The organism is Streptomyces diversicolor, assembly GCF_057537855.1.
In genome coordinates this window covers 22,576-40,500 of sequence record NZ_BAAJXA010000024.1, presented here as the reverse complement: position 1 = coordinate 40,500, position 17,925 = coordinate 22,576, and the positions used below count along the sequence as shown (strand labels likewise).

The window sequence follows — 17,925 nt, the reverse complement described above, 5'->3', positions numbered from 1 at the left end:
TCACTCCAGGCCGGGCACGGGGGCGCCGGAGGGCAGGCCGGCGGCGAGGTAGCCGGCGTAGTACTCCTTCCAGGGCGCGCTCGCGCCGGCGTGCGGCCCGGTGAAGGCTTCGCCGCGGGCCATCGCGTCCAGGGCGGCGAGGCAGACCTCCCAGCCCGCGCCGTTGCGGGCGGCCGCGTTCCGCTCGCCCAGGACGTTGGTGAGGGTGAACCGGGTGCGCCGGTCGGCGATCTCCTCCAGGTCGAAGCGGAGTTCGTCGCCGCCCCAGTCGAAGGAGAGGTGCCGGGGCGGGTCGACGGCGAGCACCCGGCCGGTGGACTCCGGCATGTGCGGATCGCCGCTGAAGCGGATGGTGCCGCCGGGCCGCTGCTCGATCTCGGCGTGGGACGGGAACCACTGGGCCATTTCCCGGGGCTCGGTCAGGAACCGCCAGACGCGGTCGAGCGGGTGGTCGTAGACGCGGCTGAAGCGGACGGCGGGGCGACCGTCGTCCAGGGTCACATAGGTTCCGGTGAGTTCGACGGACATGGGGATCAGTCCTTCGGGCTTGAGGGTTCCGTGCTGTCGTCCGACGCCTCGCCGGGCCGGCGGCCCAGGGCTCGGACCCCACGCCTCCACGATCTCCCCTGCCGGCCGCGGGCGCTTCGGGAGCGGTGCGACGAGCCACCAGCGAAACGTTGCCGTTTCGCTCACGGTGGTCTAGGCTCGATGTGTACGAAACAGTTTCGTTTACCGGTTCTTTGCCCAAGCGCCGGACGAACATTCCCTGGAGTGCTTCTAGATGTCCCAGAAGACCCTGACCGACGACGCCGCGGCGGGCGCCGCGGCGCCGCCCGCGACGCCCTCCGCGCGGCGCTGGTGGATCCTCGCGGTCGTCGCCGTCGCGCAGCTGATGGTGGTGCTCGACGCCACGATCGTGAACATCGCGCTGCCGTCCGCACAGGCGGACCTCGGCTTCTCCGACGGCAACCGGCAGTGGATCGTCACCGCGTACGCGCTGGCCTTCGCCTCGCTGCTGCTGCTCGGCGGGCGCATCGCCGACCTGTTCGGCCGCAAGCCGGCCTTCCTCGTCGGCGTCGTCGGCTTCGCCGCCGTCTCCGCGCTCGGCGGCGCCGCGAACGGCTTCGCCATGCTGGTCACCGCGCGCGCCCTGCAGGGTGCCTTCGGCGCGCTGCTCGCGCCCGCCGCGCTGTCGCTGCTCAACACCACGTTCACCGACGCCCGTGAGCGGGCCCGGGCGTTCAGTGTGTACGGCGCCATCGCCGGGGCCGGCGGTGCCGTGGGGCTGCTGCTCGGCGGTCTCCTCACGGACGCGCTCGACTGGCGCTGGACGCTGTACGTCAACGTGGCCATCGCGGTGGTCGCCTTCGTCGGTGGCACGCTGCTGCTGACCAACCACCGGGACGCCACGAACTCCAAGCTCGACGTGCCGGGCACGGTCCTGGTCGCCACCGGTCTCTTCTCCCTGGTCTACGGCTTCTCCAACGCCGAGACGCACGACTGGGGTTCGCCGCTGACCTGGGGCTTTCTGATCGCGGGCGGTCTGCTGCTGGCCGCGTTCGCCTGGTGGCAGACCCGGGCCGAGCACCCGCTGCTGCCGCTGCGCATCCTGCTCGACCGGGGGCGGGCCGCCTCCTTCCTCTCGGTGCTGATCACCGGCGCCGGCATGTTCGGTGTGTTCCTCTTCCTCACCTACTACCTCCAGCTCAACCTCGGCTTCAGCCCGACGAAGACGGGTGTGGCGTTCCTGCCGATGGTGGGTGCCCTGATGGTGACCGCCCAGCTCGGCACCACGGTGCTGCTGCCCCGGATCGGGCCCAAGGCGGTCATCTCCCTGGGCTTCGCCGTCGCCGCCGTGGGCATGGCCTGGCTGACCGGCATCGGCATCGGCTCCTCCTACGCCTCCACGGTGCTGCCGCAGCTGATCGTGACCGGTGTGGGCCTCGGCCTTGTCATGCCGCCCGCCATGCAGCTGGCCACCGGCGGGGTCGCCGCCGAGGACGCGGGCGTGGCCTCGGCGACCGTCAACGCCATGCAGCAGGTGGGTGGTTCGATCGGCACGGCCCTGCTGAACACGCTCGCCGCGAGCGCCGCCACGGACTATCTGGCCGGCCGGGACGCCACCAGCAAGGTGGTCCAGGCGCAGGCGACCATCGAGAGCTACACCACCGCGTTCTGGTGGTCGGCGGGTCTGTTCGCCGCGGGCGCGCTCATCGCGCTGGTCCTGTTCCGCCGCGGAGTGCCCCAGCAGGACGCCACGGCGGCCCCGGTAGTCCACATGTGACACACACCGAGGGGCCCCGCCCACAGGGAGACGGCGGCCCCTCGGCGCGGTCCGCCGACATGACATGGCAGAGGCCGGCCCCAGGGGTCGTGCGGCCCGGGGACGACAGGCGGACGCCACCCCGACAACCACGCGCGGCACAGGCCGGCAGGAGCATCCCGCACCTGGCACGGTCCCGGGAGCGGCGGGCGGCCCCACCACCCGTCGCGAAGGCCGCCAGAGGCGTCCTGCGGGTGGTGCGATCCCGGAGGCGGCGGCCGGCCCCACCCCGACCGCTCGCCCCCGGGGCGGAATCACCGGTCCACGCCCGGAGCCCGCGCTCCCCGCACGCGGACCCGCTCCGCCGGGCGCGGTAGCGGCGATCCCGGTCTCTGGAAACACAGTCCGACCCCGGACCGAGGGGCCACCGTCCACAGGGAAACGGCGGCCCCTCGCCGCAGTCCGCCCACACCCCGACAACCACGCGCGGCACAGGCCGGCAGGAGCATCCCGCGCATGGCACGGTCCCAGGAGCGGCGGCCGGCCCCACCCGTCGCGAAGGCCGGCAGAGGCGTCCTGCGGGTGGTGCGATCCCGGAGGCGGCGGCCGGCCCCACCCCGACCGCCGCCCCCAGGGCGGAATCACCGATCCGCGCCCCGAAGCCCGCGCTCCCCGCACGCGGGCCGCTCCGCCGGGCGCGGTAGCGGCGATCCCGGTCTCTCAGAACGCGAAGACTCCGACCCCGTGGGCGTTCTTCACGCACGCGTTGGCGAAGGTGCGCTCGTAGGAGACGCGTCGGCCCTGCCAGACGCCCTCGGCCGTGACGACCACCGGGTCGTACTGTCTGGTGCACACCGCGTCCTCGCGCCGCGTCAGCGCGTCGAAGTCACCGTCGGTGAGCCGCAGTTCGGCGCAGGCCAGGGCCGCGGCCGGGTGGCTGCCGGACGGTGTGGGGGCACAGGAGAGGGTGACGGCGCGTTCCGGGGCGGCGAGGGCCGCGCTGTCGCCGCGGCCGACGGTGAGCACCAGGGCCGACGGGGCGTACAGGGACGACGGGGTGGGGCCGGGAGAGGCGACGGCGGCCCCGGTCAGGGTTCCGCAGACGGTGGCGGCCGTGAGGCCGAGGGTCACTGCCCAGCGGGCGGTGTTCCGCATTGTGTGCATCCTTCCGCTCGAATCGACGAGGGTGCCGCCCGGCACGGTCGGTGCCGCGACGGCGAGCGCGAGTCTGCCGAGTCCGCCGCCGGAACTCACGTCCGACCCATGACTTTCAGTAACCTTGCGTATTGAATCAGTGGCGCGAAGTGACGGGGGCCACGGCCGCGCGATCCAGTAACCCGGCGGTCCTTGATCGGCGTCCACGCCCGGCTGGCCGGATTGCGGTGGCCCAGCAAACGACCTGAAACATTCCGGTTCCGCTCTCGGCGGACCTCCCTACCGGGCCCTTGTCTTCACGCCCTGGCGGAGTAATCGTCATTACATGATTACGGAAGAACAGCTGGAGAAGCTGCGCGGCTGGTTCGCCGGCCGCGTCCCCGAGGATCTCTTCACGGAACTGGTCGAGGTGACCGCCGACCGCGAGGAGATCACCGTCATCGGACGCATCCCCGAACCCCGGCTCGCCGAGAACACCGCGGACGCCGAACGGGCGGCGGCCGTCGAGGGCCGCATCCAGGAGTTCCGGGAGCGCACCCGCCAGGCCCGGATGGCGGTGGCCGCCGAGGCCGAGCACCGGTTCGGCAGGAAGGTGTCCTGGGGCGTGGAGTGCGGCGGCCGGCGTGCCCTGTTCACCCATGTCGCCGCCCCGGTGATGACCCGGCTGCGGCAACCCGAGCGGCAGGTCCTCGACACCCTGATCGCCGCGGGTGTGGCCCGCAGCCGCAGCGACGCCCTCGCCTGGTGCGTGCGCCTGGTCCAGCGTCACACCGACGACTGGCTCACCGAGCTGCGCGCGTCGCTGGAGCACGTCCAGCGGGTGCGGGCGCAGGGACCCGACACCGAGGAGACGCACGGCGCGGACGGCGACGACGCGGACGAGGGATGAGCCGTCCGCGCCGGCCTGCGGCCCGAGCCGAATGGCCACAACCGCCTGAACCCGGCCGTTACCCGCGAGTATCGTCGGCGTGACGCGGGCTCGGCGACGAGCGGCGACGAAGAGGCGGGGTGGACGGATGGCGCGGCACTGGGCCGACTTCCAGTACGAGATCTATCTGAACGGGATGACGGGGGCCGTGCCTCGGCTGCCCACCGATCTGACCCGGCTTGAGGAGCTGACCGAGCGCCGGCTCGGCCCCGGCCCGGTGGGGTACGTCGCGGGCAGCGCCGGCGACGGCGACACCGCGCGCGCCAACCGGGCGGCCCTGCGGCGGCGCCGGATCGTGCCGCGCATGCTGCGGGACGTGCGCGAACGGGACCTGTCGGTCGAGGTGCTGGGGCGCGCCCTGCCCGCGCCGCTGGCGCTCGCGCCCGTCGGCGTCCTGTCGATCATGCATCCGGGTGCCGAGACCGCCGCCGCGCTGGGCGCCGCCGCGCAGGGGGTGCCGTTCATCCTGTCCTGCGCCTCCAGCACGCCGATGGAGCAGGTGGCACAGGCGATGGGCGACGCCGAGCGCTGGTTCCAGCTGTACTGGCCGAACGACCCCGAGGAGGCCCGCAGTTTCCTGCGCCGGGCGAAGGACAGCGGCTTCACGGCCCTGTTCGTCACCCTGGACACGCCGCTGCTGGCGTGGCGGCCCCGGGACCTCGACCGGGCGTATCTGCCGTTCCTGCACGGGGTGGGCACGGCCAACTACTTCTCGGACCCCGCGTTCCAGGCCGGTCTGGCCAAGCCGGTCCACGAGGATCCGAACGCGGCGGTGCTGCACTTCGTCGGGATGTTCGCGGACCCCGGCAAGACCTGGCAGGACCTGGCCTTCCTGCGTGCGCAGTGGGACGGCCCGATCGTGCTCAAGGGCGTCCTGCACCCGGACGACGCGCGGCGGGCCGCCGACGCCGGGATGGACGGGGTGGTGGTGTCCAACCACGGCGGCCGGCAGGTGGCGGGCGCGATCGCGGCGGCCGACGCGCTGCCCGGGGTCGTGGAGGCGGTCGGGGACCGGCTCACGGTGCTGTTCGACAGCGGTGTGCGCACCGGCGACGACGTCTTCAAAGCGCTCGCCCTCGGCGCCCGCGCGGTGCTGCTGGGACGGCCCTACGTCTACGGGCTCGGTCTTGACGGGCAGCCGGGCGTCGAGCATGTGATCCGCTGCCTGCTCGCGGAGTTCGACCTGACGCTCGCCCTGTCCGGCCACGCCACACCCGCCACACTCGGCACCGCCGACCTCGCACAGCCCCCCGCCTGACCGACCCGTCCACGCCCACGGCGCAGGACGAGCCGACGTCAGTCGCGTTCGGCAGCGCCCCGGAAGGGGCGCGAGGAACCGCGCGACCAGCCACGACGGTGCGGCAGCCGACCGGCGGCCCGGCGCGGCACTAGTTCACGGCGGGCCCGGCCGGGAGCCGGGCCGGGCGGGCCGTGGGGGCGCCGCTGCCGGTGATCGACAGGGAGCCCGGGGTGGCCGGGGGCGGGTCGGTGAGCCAGCGCTGGGCGTCGGACCCGTCACGGACCTTGACGACGAGGTCGGCGGCCGGGCCGGCGGCGCTCGGGGCGAGCGCCAGGGTCTCGTCCCAGCGGGGCAGCAACTCGCCCTGGACGGTGAGGTCGTAGCGCACATCGGTGCCTCGGGCGCCGGTGGCCGGGGCGCAGGAGCCGAGGATGACCACGCCGGCGTCCGCGTGTGAGTCCAGGCACAGCCCGGCGTCGGCCGCGCTGCGCAGCAGCCCGTCGTTCTCGTACGTCCACTGCTGGCTCCACGCCGGGGAGCACGCCGCGAGGACGACACCGGCCCCGGCCCGCGGGCTGCCCTTGATGTCGAGGCACAGGTCGGCCGCCGCGTTGCGCAGCCGGGTCTGGCCGAGCGCGCCGGGCCGGGCCGAGGACGCGGGCGGGGAGGCGGCGTCGCGGCCCGGCAGTGTGCCGCGGGCGCCGGATGCGCTGGTGGAGGCGACCGGTTCGGAGCCGTCGCCGCCGTCCGGCCACAGGCCGACCGCGAGCACGCCGGCGAGCAGCCCGACCCCGGCGATGCCGACGCCGGTGAGCAGGGTCCTCGGCGACCGGCTCGCCAGCCGGGCGGCGCGCCGCGCGGGCGCCGGTATCCGGTCAAGCAGGCGGTGCCGCCCGCCCCCGTGCGCCCGTCCGCGGGAGCGCCGGCCCGTGCCGCGGGCCCGTGCGCCGGCCGCGCGGGTGCGCCCGGGGCGTGAGTCGACGTAGCGGCGGGCTCCCCAGCCGAGCGTGGCCTCGGCCAGCAGCAGCCCCAGACCGGCCTCGACATGGCCGAGTTGTTCGGCGGCGTGCCGGCAGTGGCGGCACTCCGCGAGATGCCGGCGGACGTCCGGCAGCAGCCCGCCGCCCCGCCGGATCGGCACGTCCAGGAGGCGGTTGTAGAAGCGGCATTCCTTGCTCGGCGCGAGTTCGAGGTGGGCGTTCACGCAGCCTTCCCGGAATTTCTCCCGGGCGTGTTCGAGGGCGACGGTCGCGGTGTCCGCGTCCATGCCGAGCAAGGCGGCGGGAACGGTTATGGACTCGGCCTCGACCTCGGTGTGCCACAGCAGGCTCTGGGCGAGCGGCGGAAGAGACCGGAATGCGTGCTCGGCGAGTGCTCGGTTTTCCGGGGTGAGCGACTTCGCCGCGCGCATGCCGCGGCCCCCCGCGGGTTTCCCCAAGTCCGGCAGGGCCGCGGCCACGCGGGGGTCGGCGGACCAGTTCCCGACCGTGTCGCGGACGGCGACCAGCAGCCGGGGCCGCAGCGCGTCGGCGCTCTCGCCCAGTGCGACCAGGTCCAGCACGTGGTGGAAGGCGGCGGCGGTGACCAGGTGGGCGAGGCCGCCCGGGGTGGCGAGACAGATCGCGGCGTAGTCCTGGGCCGGCTGCCAGTGCCGTGCCATCAGCAGCCCGGCGGCTCGGGCGGCCTCCGCGTCCGAGCCGGCGCGCAGCGGGGCGGCGAGGGACTCGTCCGATTCTCCGGGTGCTGCGCCCGGCGGCGGAAACGGAGGACGAGGGGGGTGGGGGGTGAGCACGGAGCGGATTCCTTTGGTGCGTACGGGGTGACCCTGTTGCGTGCGCGCGGGGAGCGGGAATTCACCGGTGTCTCATTCGGTCCCGGTCCGGTTCCTCGGTGGTGGAATGAGGCCCGGCCGTTTTCCCCCCGCACGGGCCGGTTCACCCTTGCACAACTCCCACACGACCAACAAGGCGCCCGTGCAACATCGGCCGCTTTGAAAGAAGGTCAGAATCCTTGGGGAAAGCCGGTGTTCACCTTGGGCCGCGGTGCGTGCGCGCCCCGTGTGAAGCGCGCGCACGCGTCGGCCCGGCGCGCACGCTCCCGCCGCGGCCGGCCGGATGGTCCCCTGGGAACCGGCCCTCCTCGAAGGCCCCGCGCGGGACGGCGGCTCTCCCGCGCGAAACCGGCCGCCGACCCCGTTCCTCCCGCCCTCGGTCGGCGGCCCCGGGGCGGGGGGCCGGCGGCCGGGGAGCCGCCCCCCGTGCGGGGGACGCTCCCCCGCGCGGCGGGCCTGGCCGCTCGACGGCCGCTCCCCGTTCACCGCCCGGTGGTTCCGGCGCGTCCGCCCGCCGGGTTCACAGCTGCGTCGGCATCGACCCGCCGTACGGCGTTCATCGACGTACCGCGTTCCTCGGCGGTCTGCCGCAGATCCTCCAGCGCGCGTTCGCCGCACTCCACATTCGGAGCCGGCCTGCCCTCTAGGTACCGCCCTGGGGTACTCGCCGGTGAATATCCGCAGGTCACGTTGCTTGCTCCACGGTACCCGCGGCGGGTGAGCACCATGTCCGACTTCCGCCGGTGACGCGGCGGTCCGCGCAGCAGACTCGTATCCGTGAACACAGAGTCACACCCGGACATACCGGGCCATCCGGAAGACGAAAGGAGCGGATCACGATGACGCTGTACACCGTCCACGACAGCCCGCTGGGCGAACTGCTGCTGACCGGCGAGGAGTCGGCCGGCGGCGTCGCGCTCACCTCCCTGTCCCTGCCCGGGCGGCGTGGCGCGCCCCCGCTCCGGCCCGGACCGCGCCGCGACGACGGGGCCTTCGCCGCGGCGACCACCCAGCTGGACGCGTACTTCGCGGGCCGCCTCACCCGGTTCGAGCTGCCCTCGGCCGCCGCCGGGAGCGCGTTCCGGCAGCGGGTGTGGCGGGCCCTCGACGACATCCCGTACGGCACCACGACGACGTACGGCGCGCTGGCCGAGCGGCTGGGCGTGCCACGGACGGAGGTCCGGGCGCTCGCCGCCGCCGTGGGCGCCAACCCGCTGCTGATCGTCCGCCCCTGCCACCGGGTGATCGGCGCCGACGGCTCGATGCGGGGCTATGCGGCCGGGGTCGAGCGCAAGGTGTGGCTGCTCTCCCACGAGGGCGCGCCGCGTGCGCTGCCGGTCCACTGAGGCGGCGGCCGTGTTTCCCACCGAGGCCGAGGTCCGCCGCCGCGTGGCGGACACCGACTGGGGCGCGCTCGCCGCGGAGTTGGACGCGCAGGGCAGCGCGGCCACGGCGGCGCTGCTGACGCCCGCCGAGTGCCGCGCGCTGTCCGCCCTGTACGACAGGCCGGAGCTGTTCCGTACCACCGTCGACCTGGCAAGGCACCGGTTCGGCGCCGGCCAGTACCGCTACTTCACCCATGACCTGCCCGCGCCGGTGGCCGCGCTGCGTGCCGCGCTCTATCCGCGTCTGCTGCCGGTCGCCCGCGACTGGGCGGCGCGGCTGGGCCGTCCGGCGCCGTGGCCGGACTCCCTCGACGCGTGGCTGGCGCGCTGTCACGCGGCCGGCCAGGACCGGTCGGCGCAGATCCTGCTGCGCTACGGGCCGGGCGACTGGAACGCCCTGCACCGGGACGTGTTCGGTGAGTTGGTCTTCCCGCTCCAGGTCGTCGTCGCCCTGGACGAGGCGGGCAGCGACTACACCGGGGGTGAGTTCCTGATGGTCGAGCAGCGGGCCCGGGCCCAGTCCCGGGGCACCGCGACCGTGCTGCGGCAGGGCCACGGTCTGGTCTTCACCACCCGGGACCGGCCGCTGCGCACCCGGCGCGGCTGGTCGGCGGGCGCGCTGCGGCACGGCGTGAGCCCGGTACGTTCCGGTCACCGCCACACCCTGGGCCTGGTCTTCCACGACGCGACATGACCCCGGCCCGGCCCCTCCCTGACGGGCCCGGTTCCGCGGTTTCGCACGCCGGTGACCACCTGGTCCGACGGCGCCGAGACGTACGTCACTTTCCGGTGTCCGATGTCATTCCGGTCCCTCGGACGGCTCGCAGGAGTGAGCGCGCCACCGGGAGCCCCACGGCCACGCCGCGCACGACCGTCGCGCTGATCAGCGTGCGCCCACGGCCCTGACGCCCGCGACGACGAGGTCGACGCCGGCCAGGAACCGCACGCGGTCGTCGCGTCGGAGCCCCTGGTCGGCGACCGCCCGGGTGAAGGGGGAGTCCTCGGGGCTCAGCCGCTTCCACGCATGGGTCACGGTGTCCATGCAGACGCTGCGGCCCGTGTTGGCGACCCCTCCCCGTCGACCACCGGCCACCTTTCGCACCCGATCGCCGGCAAACGGCATCTGACGGTACGTCACATGGGTGCATGTAGTCGCGTCAAGGATCGGGACGCGCTCCCCGCGATGTCACACGTCGGCCGGAATTCCCTCTTGACGGACCGGGAGTCGCCGGTACGACGGCACCCGGTCCCAGTCCGCCAACGGGCCCGAAGCACTACCCTGGAACACAAGTGACGCACCTGCTCACTGTGAGTGTGCGCTGGGAGTGGCGACGATGAGCCCGGTCTATCCGTTCGACGACACGGCGACGGCCCGGGCCGTCATCGGCGACGACGGCACCCTGGTCGAGTGGAACGAGGGCGCCCGCCGGCTGCTCGGCCACCGGGCGGCCGAGGTCGTGGGCCGCCCCGCGGCCCGGCTGCTGGCCGGAGACGGCACCCGGACCCCACCCGCCGGCCCCCGCTGGGACGGGACGGTGGAATTGCGCCACCGGGACGGCCGCGCCGTGCGGGTGTGGCTGCTCGCCCACCGCCGGCCGCCGCGGGACGGCCGGCCCGGCGACTGGCTCGTCGTCACCCCGCTCACCGGCGGCGCGCCCGACCCGGCCGACGACTTGCTGGCCACCGCCGCGCTGACCCAGTCGCCGTGTGCCGTCGCGGTCTACGACGACCGGCTGCGACTGCGCCACATGAACGACGCCATGGCCGAGGTACTGGGCCTGTCCCAGGAGCGTGCCAGGGGCCTGCGGCTGTCGGAGATCGGCGGCAAACCGCAGAGCGACGAACTCGAAGCCGCTCTTGTGGACGTGCTCACCACCGGCCGGGCCAAGGACGTGCACACGCACACCCGCACCGGCGGCGAGAAGCAGGCACACGCCTGGCTGGCCCGGATGGCCCCGGTCACCGACGGCGACGGGCGGGTGCGGGGTGTGTGCCTGGCCGCCCACGACTTCACCGAGATCTTGCAGGCCCGGGAGCGGCTGCAACTCGTCAACGAGGCGAGCATGCGCATCGGCACCACCCTGGACGTCACCCGTACGGCACAGGAACTCGCGGACGTGTGCGTGCCCGCGCTCGCCGACTTCGTCAGCATCGACCTGCTGGATCCGCGCGGACACGGCAGCGAGCCACCGCGGCGCATCACCGCGCCGGTCACGCTGCGCCGGGTCGCGCACCGATCGGTGCTGCCCGGCGGACCCGAGGTGGTCACCCCGGCCGGCCGGGTCGCCGTCTACCCGCAGTCCTCCCCGCAGGCCGGCTCGCTCACCTCGGGCCGTACGGTCGTCGGTTCGGTGCCGTCCGAGCGGCTGAACCGGTGGCTTGCCACGGAGTCGCCGCGGGCCCGGCGGGCCCTGGAACACGGCGTGCACTCCGTGATGTCCGTGCCGATCAGAGCCCGGGGCCTGACCCTCGGCGTCGCGGTCCTCAGCCGGCACCGGCGGCACGATCCGTTCACCGCGGACGACGTCCTGCTGGCCGAGGAGGTCACCGCGCGGGCCGCGGTCTGCATCGACAACGCCCGCCGCTACTCCCGCGAGCGCGACACCGCGATCGCCCTCCAGCGCAGCCTGCTGCCCCGGACCCTGCCGCACACCTCCGCCGTGCAGGCCGCCTCCCGCTATCTGCCCGCGGCCCGCGCCGGGGTGGGCGGCGACTGGTTCGACGTGATCCCGCTGTCCGGGATGCGGGTCGCCATGGTCGTCGGCGACGTCGTGGGCCACGGCATCCAGGCGTCGGCCACCATGGGGCGGCTGCGCACCGCCGTGCGCACCCTCGCCGACATCGACCTGGCCCCCGACGAACTGCTCACCCACCTCGACGACCTGGTGGTCCGGCTGTCCGAGGAGTCCGGCGACTCGGACGGCGACGCCGGCGCGGTCGGCGCGACCTGCCTGTACGCGGTGTACGACCCGGTCTCGCGCCGCTGCACCGTGGCCCGCGCCGGGCATCCCCCGCCGGTCCTGGTGCCGCCCGGCGGCACGCCTCGGCAGCTGGACCTGCCGGCCGGGCCGCCGCTCGGCCTGGGCGGGCTGCCCTTCGAATCGGCCGACGTGGAACTGTCCGAGGGCACGGTGCTCGCCCTGTACACGAACGGCCTGATCGACAACCGGGAACGGGAGGCGGGCGCCGGCCAGCGGCTGCTGCTGGAGGCCCTGACGAGCCGCGCGGACTCACTGGACGAGACCTGCGACCGGATCCTGGGCCGGGTGCTCCCGCCGGGCGGCATCCCGGACGACGTGGCCCTGCTGGTGGCGCGCACCCGGGGGCTGCCCGCCTCCCAGGTGGCCTCCTGGGACATCCCCGCCGACCCGGCCCTGGTGGCGCCGATCCGCAAGGAGGCCGTCGCCCAGGTGGACGCCTGGGCGCTGGACGGGGTCTCGTTCACCGCGGAACTGGTGGTGAGCGAGCTGGTCACCAACGCCATCCGGTACGGCGCCCACCCCATCGGGCTGCGGCTCATCCACGGCGCGGGGACGCTGATCTGCGAGGTGTCCGACGCGAGTCACACGGCACCGCACCTCCGGCGCGCCAAGACCTGGGACGAGGGCGGCCGGGGACTGCTCCTGGTCGCCCAGCTCACCCAGCGCTGGGGCAGCCGGCACACGATGGAGGGCAAGACGATCTGGGCGGAACTGAGCCTGGTCGAGCCGGAGTGACACCCGGTCGGACACAGCCCGGGACGTCATCCGTGGCTCAGCCGGTAAGCCAGGGGCGGACATGTCTGCGGGCCTTGTGGAGGCGGGACTTGAGGGTGCCGAGGGGGATGCCGACGCGGTCGGCGATCTCGGCGTAGTCCAGCTGGCAGATGTCGCGGTAGACCAGCGGAGCGACCAGGTCGGGGTGCTCGCGTTCCAGCCGCTCCAGCGCCTCCAGCAGGTCCACCCGGGAGCCGGCGATCACGCTGGTGGTACGCGGGTCGACCTGCGCGGCGGGCTCGATGGCGGCGGGCTGTTCGGCGGCGCGGCGCTTGAGTTCGCGGTACTTCTGCCGGGCGCAGTTGGCGACGACCGTGTACAGCCAGGTACTGAAGCGGCTGCGGCCCTCGAAGGTGGATATCTTCCGGGCGACCTGAAGGAGCACGTCCTGGGCGGCCTCCTCCGCGTCCTCCCGGCACGGCAGAAAGCGTCCGCAGCGCCGCACGACCTCGGGCCTGACCTCGCTCAACAGCCGCTCCAGAGCCGCCGGGTCGCCGGCGGCGGCGCGCCGGGCGAGGTCTTCGGTCAGCGCCGGGTCGTGCACGAAGGGCCCCCTCGAAGTCGATCTCAGGGCAGGCATGATAGTCCCATGCAATCCAGCGAGCGGATCGGCCGCTACCGTCTCGAACGGCGCCTGGGCAGCGGCGCCTTCGGCACGGTGTGGCTCGCCCACGACGACCAGTTGGAGGCGCCCGTCGCGGTGAAGGTCCTCGCCGAGAACTGGTCGCACCGCCTCGACATCCACGACCGGTTCCTGTCCGAGGCCCGGCTGCTGCGCCGGGCCGGCTCCAACCGGGTCGTACAGGTCTACGACATCGGTGAACTGCCCGACGGCAGGCCGTACTTCGTGATGGAGTACGCCGACGGGGGCACCCTCGCCGAGCTGTCGGCCGCGGGCCGGGTGCCGGTGGCGCGGGCGCTCAGGCTGACGGCGCAGGCGGCGCGCGCCGCGGCGGCGCTGCACGAGGCGGGGATCGTGCACCGCGACATCAAACCGAGCAATGTGCTGCTGCGCACCGCGCCGGACGGCAGCATTCGGGTGCTGCTCGCCGACCTGGGGCTGGCCAAGAGCCTGGCCGAGGCGTCCGGGCTCACCCTGGCCGCCGGCTCGGCCGGGTACCGGCCGCCCGAGCAGGCGGAGCCGGGCACGGGCATCGACGCGCGCGCCGACGTCTACAGCCTCGGCGCGGTCGGCTACGAACTGGTCACCGGCACCGTCCCGGCGGCTCCGGGCAGGGTGGAGCGGCCCGAGCGGCTGCGTGCGGACCTCGACGAGGAGGCGGGGCGGGCCCTGATGCGCGCGCTGGAGCCGGACCGGGAGCGGCGCTGGCCGAGCGCGCGGGCGTTCGCGGAGGAACTGGACCGGCTGGCCGCGCGGACGCCGACGACGCCGTCGCGCGGCCGGTTCGCCCGGGTCGGGAAGCGGTTCGGCACGCTCGCACTGGCCGGCGCGGCGGCCCTGGCCGCCGCCGTCGCGGCCGTCGCCGTCACGCTGGTGACCCGGCAGTCCGCGCCGGACGCGGTGCGGGTCACGGACGCCACCGGCCGGATCGTGGCCGAGGTGCCGTCCGGCTGGGCCCGCCGGCTGCGGGACTCCGGCTGGAATCCGCGGGCGCTCGGCCTGCGGTCCGGGCAGGAGCCGGGGCTGGCCGTCGCCGACGACCTGGCCCGGTGGCAGGATCTGACGGCGCCGGTGAACGGCGTGTTCATCGGCCTGAGCGGGCACGGCGGGGTGACGCCCGAGGTGAACGCCCTCGCGCATCCGGGCTGCCACTACGCGGGCAGCCGCGCCTTCACCGACGCGCGCTGGCGGGGCCGCACCCGGACCTGGGACGGCTGCGCCGGCGGCGGCTCAATCACGGAGACGGGGCTCGGCCCGGCGGACGGCGAGGCCAGGGCGCAGGTGTACGTACAGGTCCGCGAGCACGGAAGCCCCGACACGACGGCCGTCATACTCCGCTCCCTACGAGTCACCTGAGCGCACGGCCCCGCATACCGTCCCGGTACGGGTCGCTTGAGCGGACGACACCGCATACCCAGTCCCCTCCGGGGCATCTGAGCAGACGACCCCGCAGACCCGCCCCGCTCCGGGCCGCCTCAGCAGACCGCCCCGGCAGACCCAGCCCCCTCCGGGCCGCCTCAGCAGACCGCCCCGCATACTCAGCCCGGTATCGGTCGCCTGAGCGGAGCGCCCCGGCAGACCCAGCCCCCTCCGGGCCATCCGAGCGGACGACCCCGCAGACCCGCCCCGCTCCGGGCCGCCTCAGCAGACCACCCCGCCAGACCCAGCCCCCTCCGGGCCATCCGAGCAGAGGGCACTGCATACTCAGCCCGGTATCGGTCGCCTGAGCGGAGCGCCCCGGCAGCCCCAGCCCGCTCCGGGCCGTCGGGCGGAGGGCGCCGCATACTCGGCCCGGTATGGGGTGCCTGAGCGGAGCGGCTCGGTATGTGCGGCTCGGATCGGGTCACTCGGGAGGAGGGCGGTGGGTCGGGTAGGAATCCCCGCGGGCCGCGAACCTTTTCCGCGGGCCGCGCATCGGAGTGTGATGACGGCGCAGGGGGCGCCGCGGGCACGCGTCCGGCGCGCGCCCCGAAAGATCCAGGAGTGTGGACAGACATGGCGTACACGTCCCAGACCCCGCACCGGGCGTTCCTGCTCGTGACCTCCGTCGCCGTGCTGGGCCTGCTGACCGGGTGCGGCGACGGCACCGGAACCCGGAGCGGCCCGCAGCAGGTTTCGGGCACGGCGGCGCCCGCGACCGGCGGCCAGACGACCGGGGACGCCACGGCGGACGGCACGCCGGCGCGCACGCCGACGGCGGACAGCGGGACCCCGGCCGGTGAGCCCTCCTCGCCGCCCGCCGCGCACGACGGCGCGAACAGCCCGGCATCGCCCGCGTCCGGCGGCGGCTCCCGCTGTCACACCTCTGAGCTGAGCGCGTCCGTGGGCCGCAACAACCCGGGCGCGGGCCAGGAGAACTTCCCGATCGTGCTGACCAACACCTCCGCCCGCACCTGCACCGTGCACGGCTACCCGGGCGCCGCCTTCGTGAACGCCTCCGGCGGCCAGCTCGGTCCCGACCCCAAGCGCACCTCGGGCACGCCCGTGACGGTGACGCTGAAGCCGGGTCACAGCGCCTGGGCCGGGCTGACCTTCTCCAACCCGGAGATCAGCGGCGCCCGCACGGCGACGCCCGCCGCGCTGCTGGTCACCCCGCCGGACGAGCGGGACCAGCTGAAGGTGGCGTGGACGGCCGGCGCGGTACCGGTGTCCGGCAACGCCTCCGCCGTCTCGCTGACGGTTCTCGCTCCCGGAACCGGAGCCTGACCGTCCCCAGGCACGCGACACCCGCTCTCGCGGGGCCGGGGCCGGTTCCTCGTGACGGCCGGTCAGCGTCCCGTGTGACGGCCGCCGTATCCGCCTCCGCCGTACCAGCCGTCCCAGGAGCAGGTGCCGGGGTACGGGTAGGGGCGGCGGTCGGCGTCGGTGGTGCAGGGGCCGGTGGAGCCGGTGCCGGACGGGGTGGGCCGCGGATCCGGCGTCGTCGTCGCCGATGCCGCCGGGGACGCGGACGGGGCCGGCTCGGCCTCGGGCGGCCGTTCGGCCGTGGCCGTGGCCGTGGGCGACGGCCCGCCGTCGGTGCCCCAGTTGACCACCTGCATCCGCAGTTCGGGCCGCGAGGTGTCGATCACCCAGCGCTGGGCGTTGCCGGCCGAGCGGGTCTTCACGACGAGTGCGCCCGACCCGTCGGTGGCGGCGGGGACGAGGGCCAGGTCCTGGTTCCAGCGGGGCACGAGGGCGCCCTGAAGGGTGAAGTCGTAGCGGACGTTCCTGGTGCGGGACTGCGCGGCGCCCGCGCACGGCGCCAGCCGGACCGAGTAGCCGAGGTGGGAGTCGAGGCACAGGTCCGGGGCGGCGGCGTTGCGCAGCAGTCCGTCGCTCTCGTACGCCCACTGCTGGGACGCGGCCGAGGAGCACGGGGCGAGTTCGGCCTCCGCGCCGTCGACGGCCTTCTTGCCGACGATGCCGACGCAGCGTCCGGAGGCGAGGTGGTGCAGCCTGCCGCGCAGGGTGCCCTGGGCGGTGGCGCTCGCCCCGATCCAGGACGGGTCGGACGACGCGCTGCCCGAGCCGGGTGTCCGGCCGGGCTCCGTGCCGGGGGTGGTGTCGTGGCCGGGGCCGAGGACGGACCACAGGACGAACGGCAGCACGACGAGCGTGCTCACGGTCGTCGCGGCCAGGGCGAGGTTGCGCCGGCGGACCCGGCGGGCGGCGCGCTCGGCCGAACGTGCGGCGCGGGCGCGGGGCGCGGACGGCACCGGGCGGCCGGAGGCACCGCCGCCGAAGGGGCGGCGGGGTGCGGCGCGGCGCCGCGACGGCCCACGGCCGACGGCCGCCGCCTCGGTCCCGGCACCCGCGGGTGACGCGGCCGGTGCGTCCGCCGGCGGGCCGAAGGGCTCGCCTCCGGGCGGCCCGGCCTGCGCGGGAGGCGCGGGCCGGTCCTCGGCGGGCGCTTCGGCCGGTCCGACCCGGGAGGCGACGTACTCCTGGGCGCCCCAGCCGAGCACGGCCTCGGCCAGCGCGATGCCGAGCAGCCCGTTGAACTGGTTCAGCTGGTCGGCGGTGTCCCGGCAGTGTCCGCAGCCGCCCAGGTGCTGTCCGAGGTCCGGGTCGACGTCGACGCCGGTGCGCCGGTAGGTGACGTCGAGCATCCGGACGTAGCGCAGGCACTCCTCCTGCGGGGCGAGTTCGCGGTGGACCTGGAGGCACTCCTCGCGCAGCCGCTCCCGGGCCCGCCGCAGTTCCACGCCGGCGACCCGCTCGTCGAGGCCCAGCAGGGCGACCGGCACCGCGAGCGGTTCCGCCTCGACCTCGGTGTGCCACAGCAGGGCGCGGGCGGTCTGCGGCAGCCGCTGGAACGCCCGGGACAGCAGGCGCCGGTCCCGGGGCGGCAGCAGCCGGGCCGCGGCCCGTTCCCCGGCGGCGGAGCGCAGCGCGGCATGGAGCAGTTCCTGGCGTCCGTCGCCGTCCCACTCGGCCGCGATGCGCCGCACGGTGACCAGCAGGTGGGGGCGCCACGCGGAGGTGGGCGGCCCCACTTGTCTGAGCGATTCACCGAAGAGCCGGGTGAAGGCGGCCGTGGTGAGCATGCCGGCCGCGCGCGGCCCGTCGGTGCACAGCCGGGCGTAGCCGAACACCGCTTCCCAGTGCCGGTCGAGGAGTTCGCCCACGGGATGCGGTGCGGGCGTCGTCCCCGTCCACTTCCGCAGTTCGGCGCTCAACTGCTCGTCCGTGATATCGAACGGCCGAGCGGAAACCGGGGAATTCGGCGGGCCTGCGTCTTTCACGGCTGCATTCCTCCCAGAC

The 17,925-nt window shown here is 74.8% G+C and carries 14 protein-coding genes; 8 read left to right on the top strand and 6 right to left on the bottom strand.

Going from position 1 to position 17,925, the window contains the following annotated elements; all coding sequences use genetic code 11:
• Positions 1-528 carry an SRPBCC family protein gene (locus AC27LF_RS26790; protein ID WP_479660999.1) on the bottom strand — a complete coding sequence of 176 codons (528 nt, stop codon included), beginning with the start codon at positions 526-528 and terminating at the stop codon, positions 1-3.
• A gap of 253 nt (positions 529-781) precedes the next feature.
• Here AC27LF_RS26790 and AC27LF_RS26785 point away from each other — a divergent pair, with 253 nt between their 5' ends.
• A complete protein-coding gene (locus tag AC27LF_RS26785) occupies positions 782-2,284 on the top strand; it encodes an MFS transporter (protein WP_479661000.1) in 1,503 nt (500 codons plus the stop codon).
• A 699-nt stretch (positions 2,285-2,983) separates the two neighbouring features.
• On the opposite strand, the gene AC27LF_RS26780 is transcribed toward AC27LF_RS26785, so the two are convergent.
• The gene (locus tag AC27LF_RS26780; protein WP_479661001.1) at positions 2,984-3,418 is read right to left on the bottom strand and encodes a subtilase-type protease inhibitor; all 435 of its coding nucleotides are present in this window, start codon (positions 3,416-3,418) and stop codon (positions 2,984-2,986) included.
• 325 nt (positions 3,419-3,743) lie between these two features.
• Here AC27LF_RS26780 and AC27LF_RS26775 point away from each other — a divergent pair, with 325 nt between their 5' ends.
• Both AC27LF_RS26775 and AC27LF_RS26770 read left to right on the top strand, forming a co-directional pair.
• Positions 3,744-4,307: a hypothetical protein gene (locus tag AC27LF_RS26775; protein WP_479661002.1), complete on the top strand. Its 564-nt coding sequence runs from the start codon at positions 3,744-3,746 to the stop codon at positions 4,305-4,307.
• 127 nt (positions 4,308-4,434) lie between these two features.
• Positions 4,435-5,604, top strand: coding sequence for an alpha-hydroxy-acid oxidizing protein (locus tag AC27LF_RS26770; RefSeq protein ID WP_479661003.1), 1,170 nt, complete (start codon positions 4,435-4,437; stop codon positions 5,602-5,604).
• A 130-nt stretch (positions 5,605-5,734) separates the two neighbouring features.
• Here the strand turns inward: AC27LF_RS26770 and AC27LF_RS26765 are convergent, their stop codons facing one another.
• Positions 5,735-7,378, bottom strand: coding sequence for an RICIN domain-containing protein (locus AC27LF_RS26765; protein ID WP_479661004.1), 1,644 nt, complete (start codon positions 7,376-7,378; stop codon positions 5,735-5,737).
• 878 nt (positions 7,379-8,256) lie between these two features.
• Between AC27LF_RS26765 and AC27LF_RS26760 the strand changes: the two genes are divergently transcribed.
• Together AC27LF_RS26760 and AC27LF_RS26755 are read left to right on the top strand one after the other, a co-directional pair.
• Positions 8,257-8,763, top strand: coding sequence for a methylated-DNA--[protein]-cysteine S-methyltransferase (locus AC27LF_RS26760; RefSeq protein WP_479661005.1), 507 nt, complete (start codon positions 8,257-8,259; stop codon positions 8,761-8,763).
• 10 nt (positions 8,764-8,773) lie between these two features.
• On the top strand, positions 8,774-9,496 hold the full coding sequence (locus tag AC27LF_RS26755) for a 2OG-Fe(II) oxygenase (protein WP_479661006.1): 723 nt from the start codon (positions 8,774-8,776) through the stop codon (positions 9,494-9,496).
• 189 nt (positions 9,497-9,685) lie between these two features.
• Here AC27LF_RS26755 and AC27LF_RS26750 read toward each other — a convergent pair whose 3' ends face one another.
• Positions 9,686-9,844 carry a hypothetical protein gene (locus AC27LF_RS26750; RefSeq protein WP_479661007.1) on the bottom strand — a complete coding sequence of 53 codons (159 nt, stop codon included), beginning with the start codon at positions 9,842-9,844 and terminating at the stop codon, positions 9,686-9,688.
• Positions 9,845-10,136: 292 nt separating this feature from the next.
• Between AC27LF_RS26750 and AC27LF_RS26745 the strand changes: the two genes are divergently transcribed.
• Entirely contained in the window at positions 10,137-12,518 is a 2,382-nt protein-coding gene (locus tag AC27LF_RS26745) for a SpoIIE family protein phosphatase (protein ID WP_479661008.1), read from the top strand.
• Between the two features lie 37 nt (positions 12,519-12,555).
• Here the strand turns inward: AC27LF_RS26745 and AC27LF_RS26740 are convergent, their stop codons facing one another.
• Positions 12,556-13,101, bottom strand: a complete 546-nt coding sequence (locus tag AC27LF_RS26740; protein WP_479661009.1) for an RNA polymerase sigma factor — start codon at positions 13,099-13,101, stop codon at positions 12,556-12,558.
• Between the two features lie 45 nt (positions 13,102-13,146).
• Here AC27LF_RS26740 and AC27LF_RS26735 point away from each other — a divergent pair, with 45 nt between their 5' ends.
• Positions 13,147-14,535, top strand: a complete 1,389-nt coding sequence (locus tag AC27LF_RS26735) for a serine/threonine-protein kinase (protein ID WP_479661010.1) — start codon at positions 13,147-13,149, stop codon at positions 14,533-14,535.
• A gap of 639 nt (positions 14,536-15,174) precedes the next feature.
• Entirely contained in the window at positions 15,175-15,885 is a 711-nt protein-coding gene (locus AC27LF_RS26730) for a DUF4232 domain-containing protein (protein ID WP_479661011.1), read from the top strand.
• Between the two features lie 62 nt (positions 15,886-15,947).
• On the opposite strand, the gene AC27LF_RS26725 is transcribed toward AC27LF_RS26730, so the two are convergent.
• Positions 15,948-17,906 (bottom strand): RICIN domain-containing protein, encoded by a 1,959-nt coding sequence (locus tag AC27LF_RS26725; protein ID WP_479661012.1) that lies wholly within the window; start codon positions 17,904-17,906, stop codon positions 15,948-15,950.
• Between the last annotated feature and the right edge of the window lie 19 nt (positions 17,907-17,925).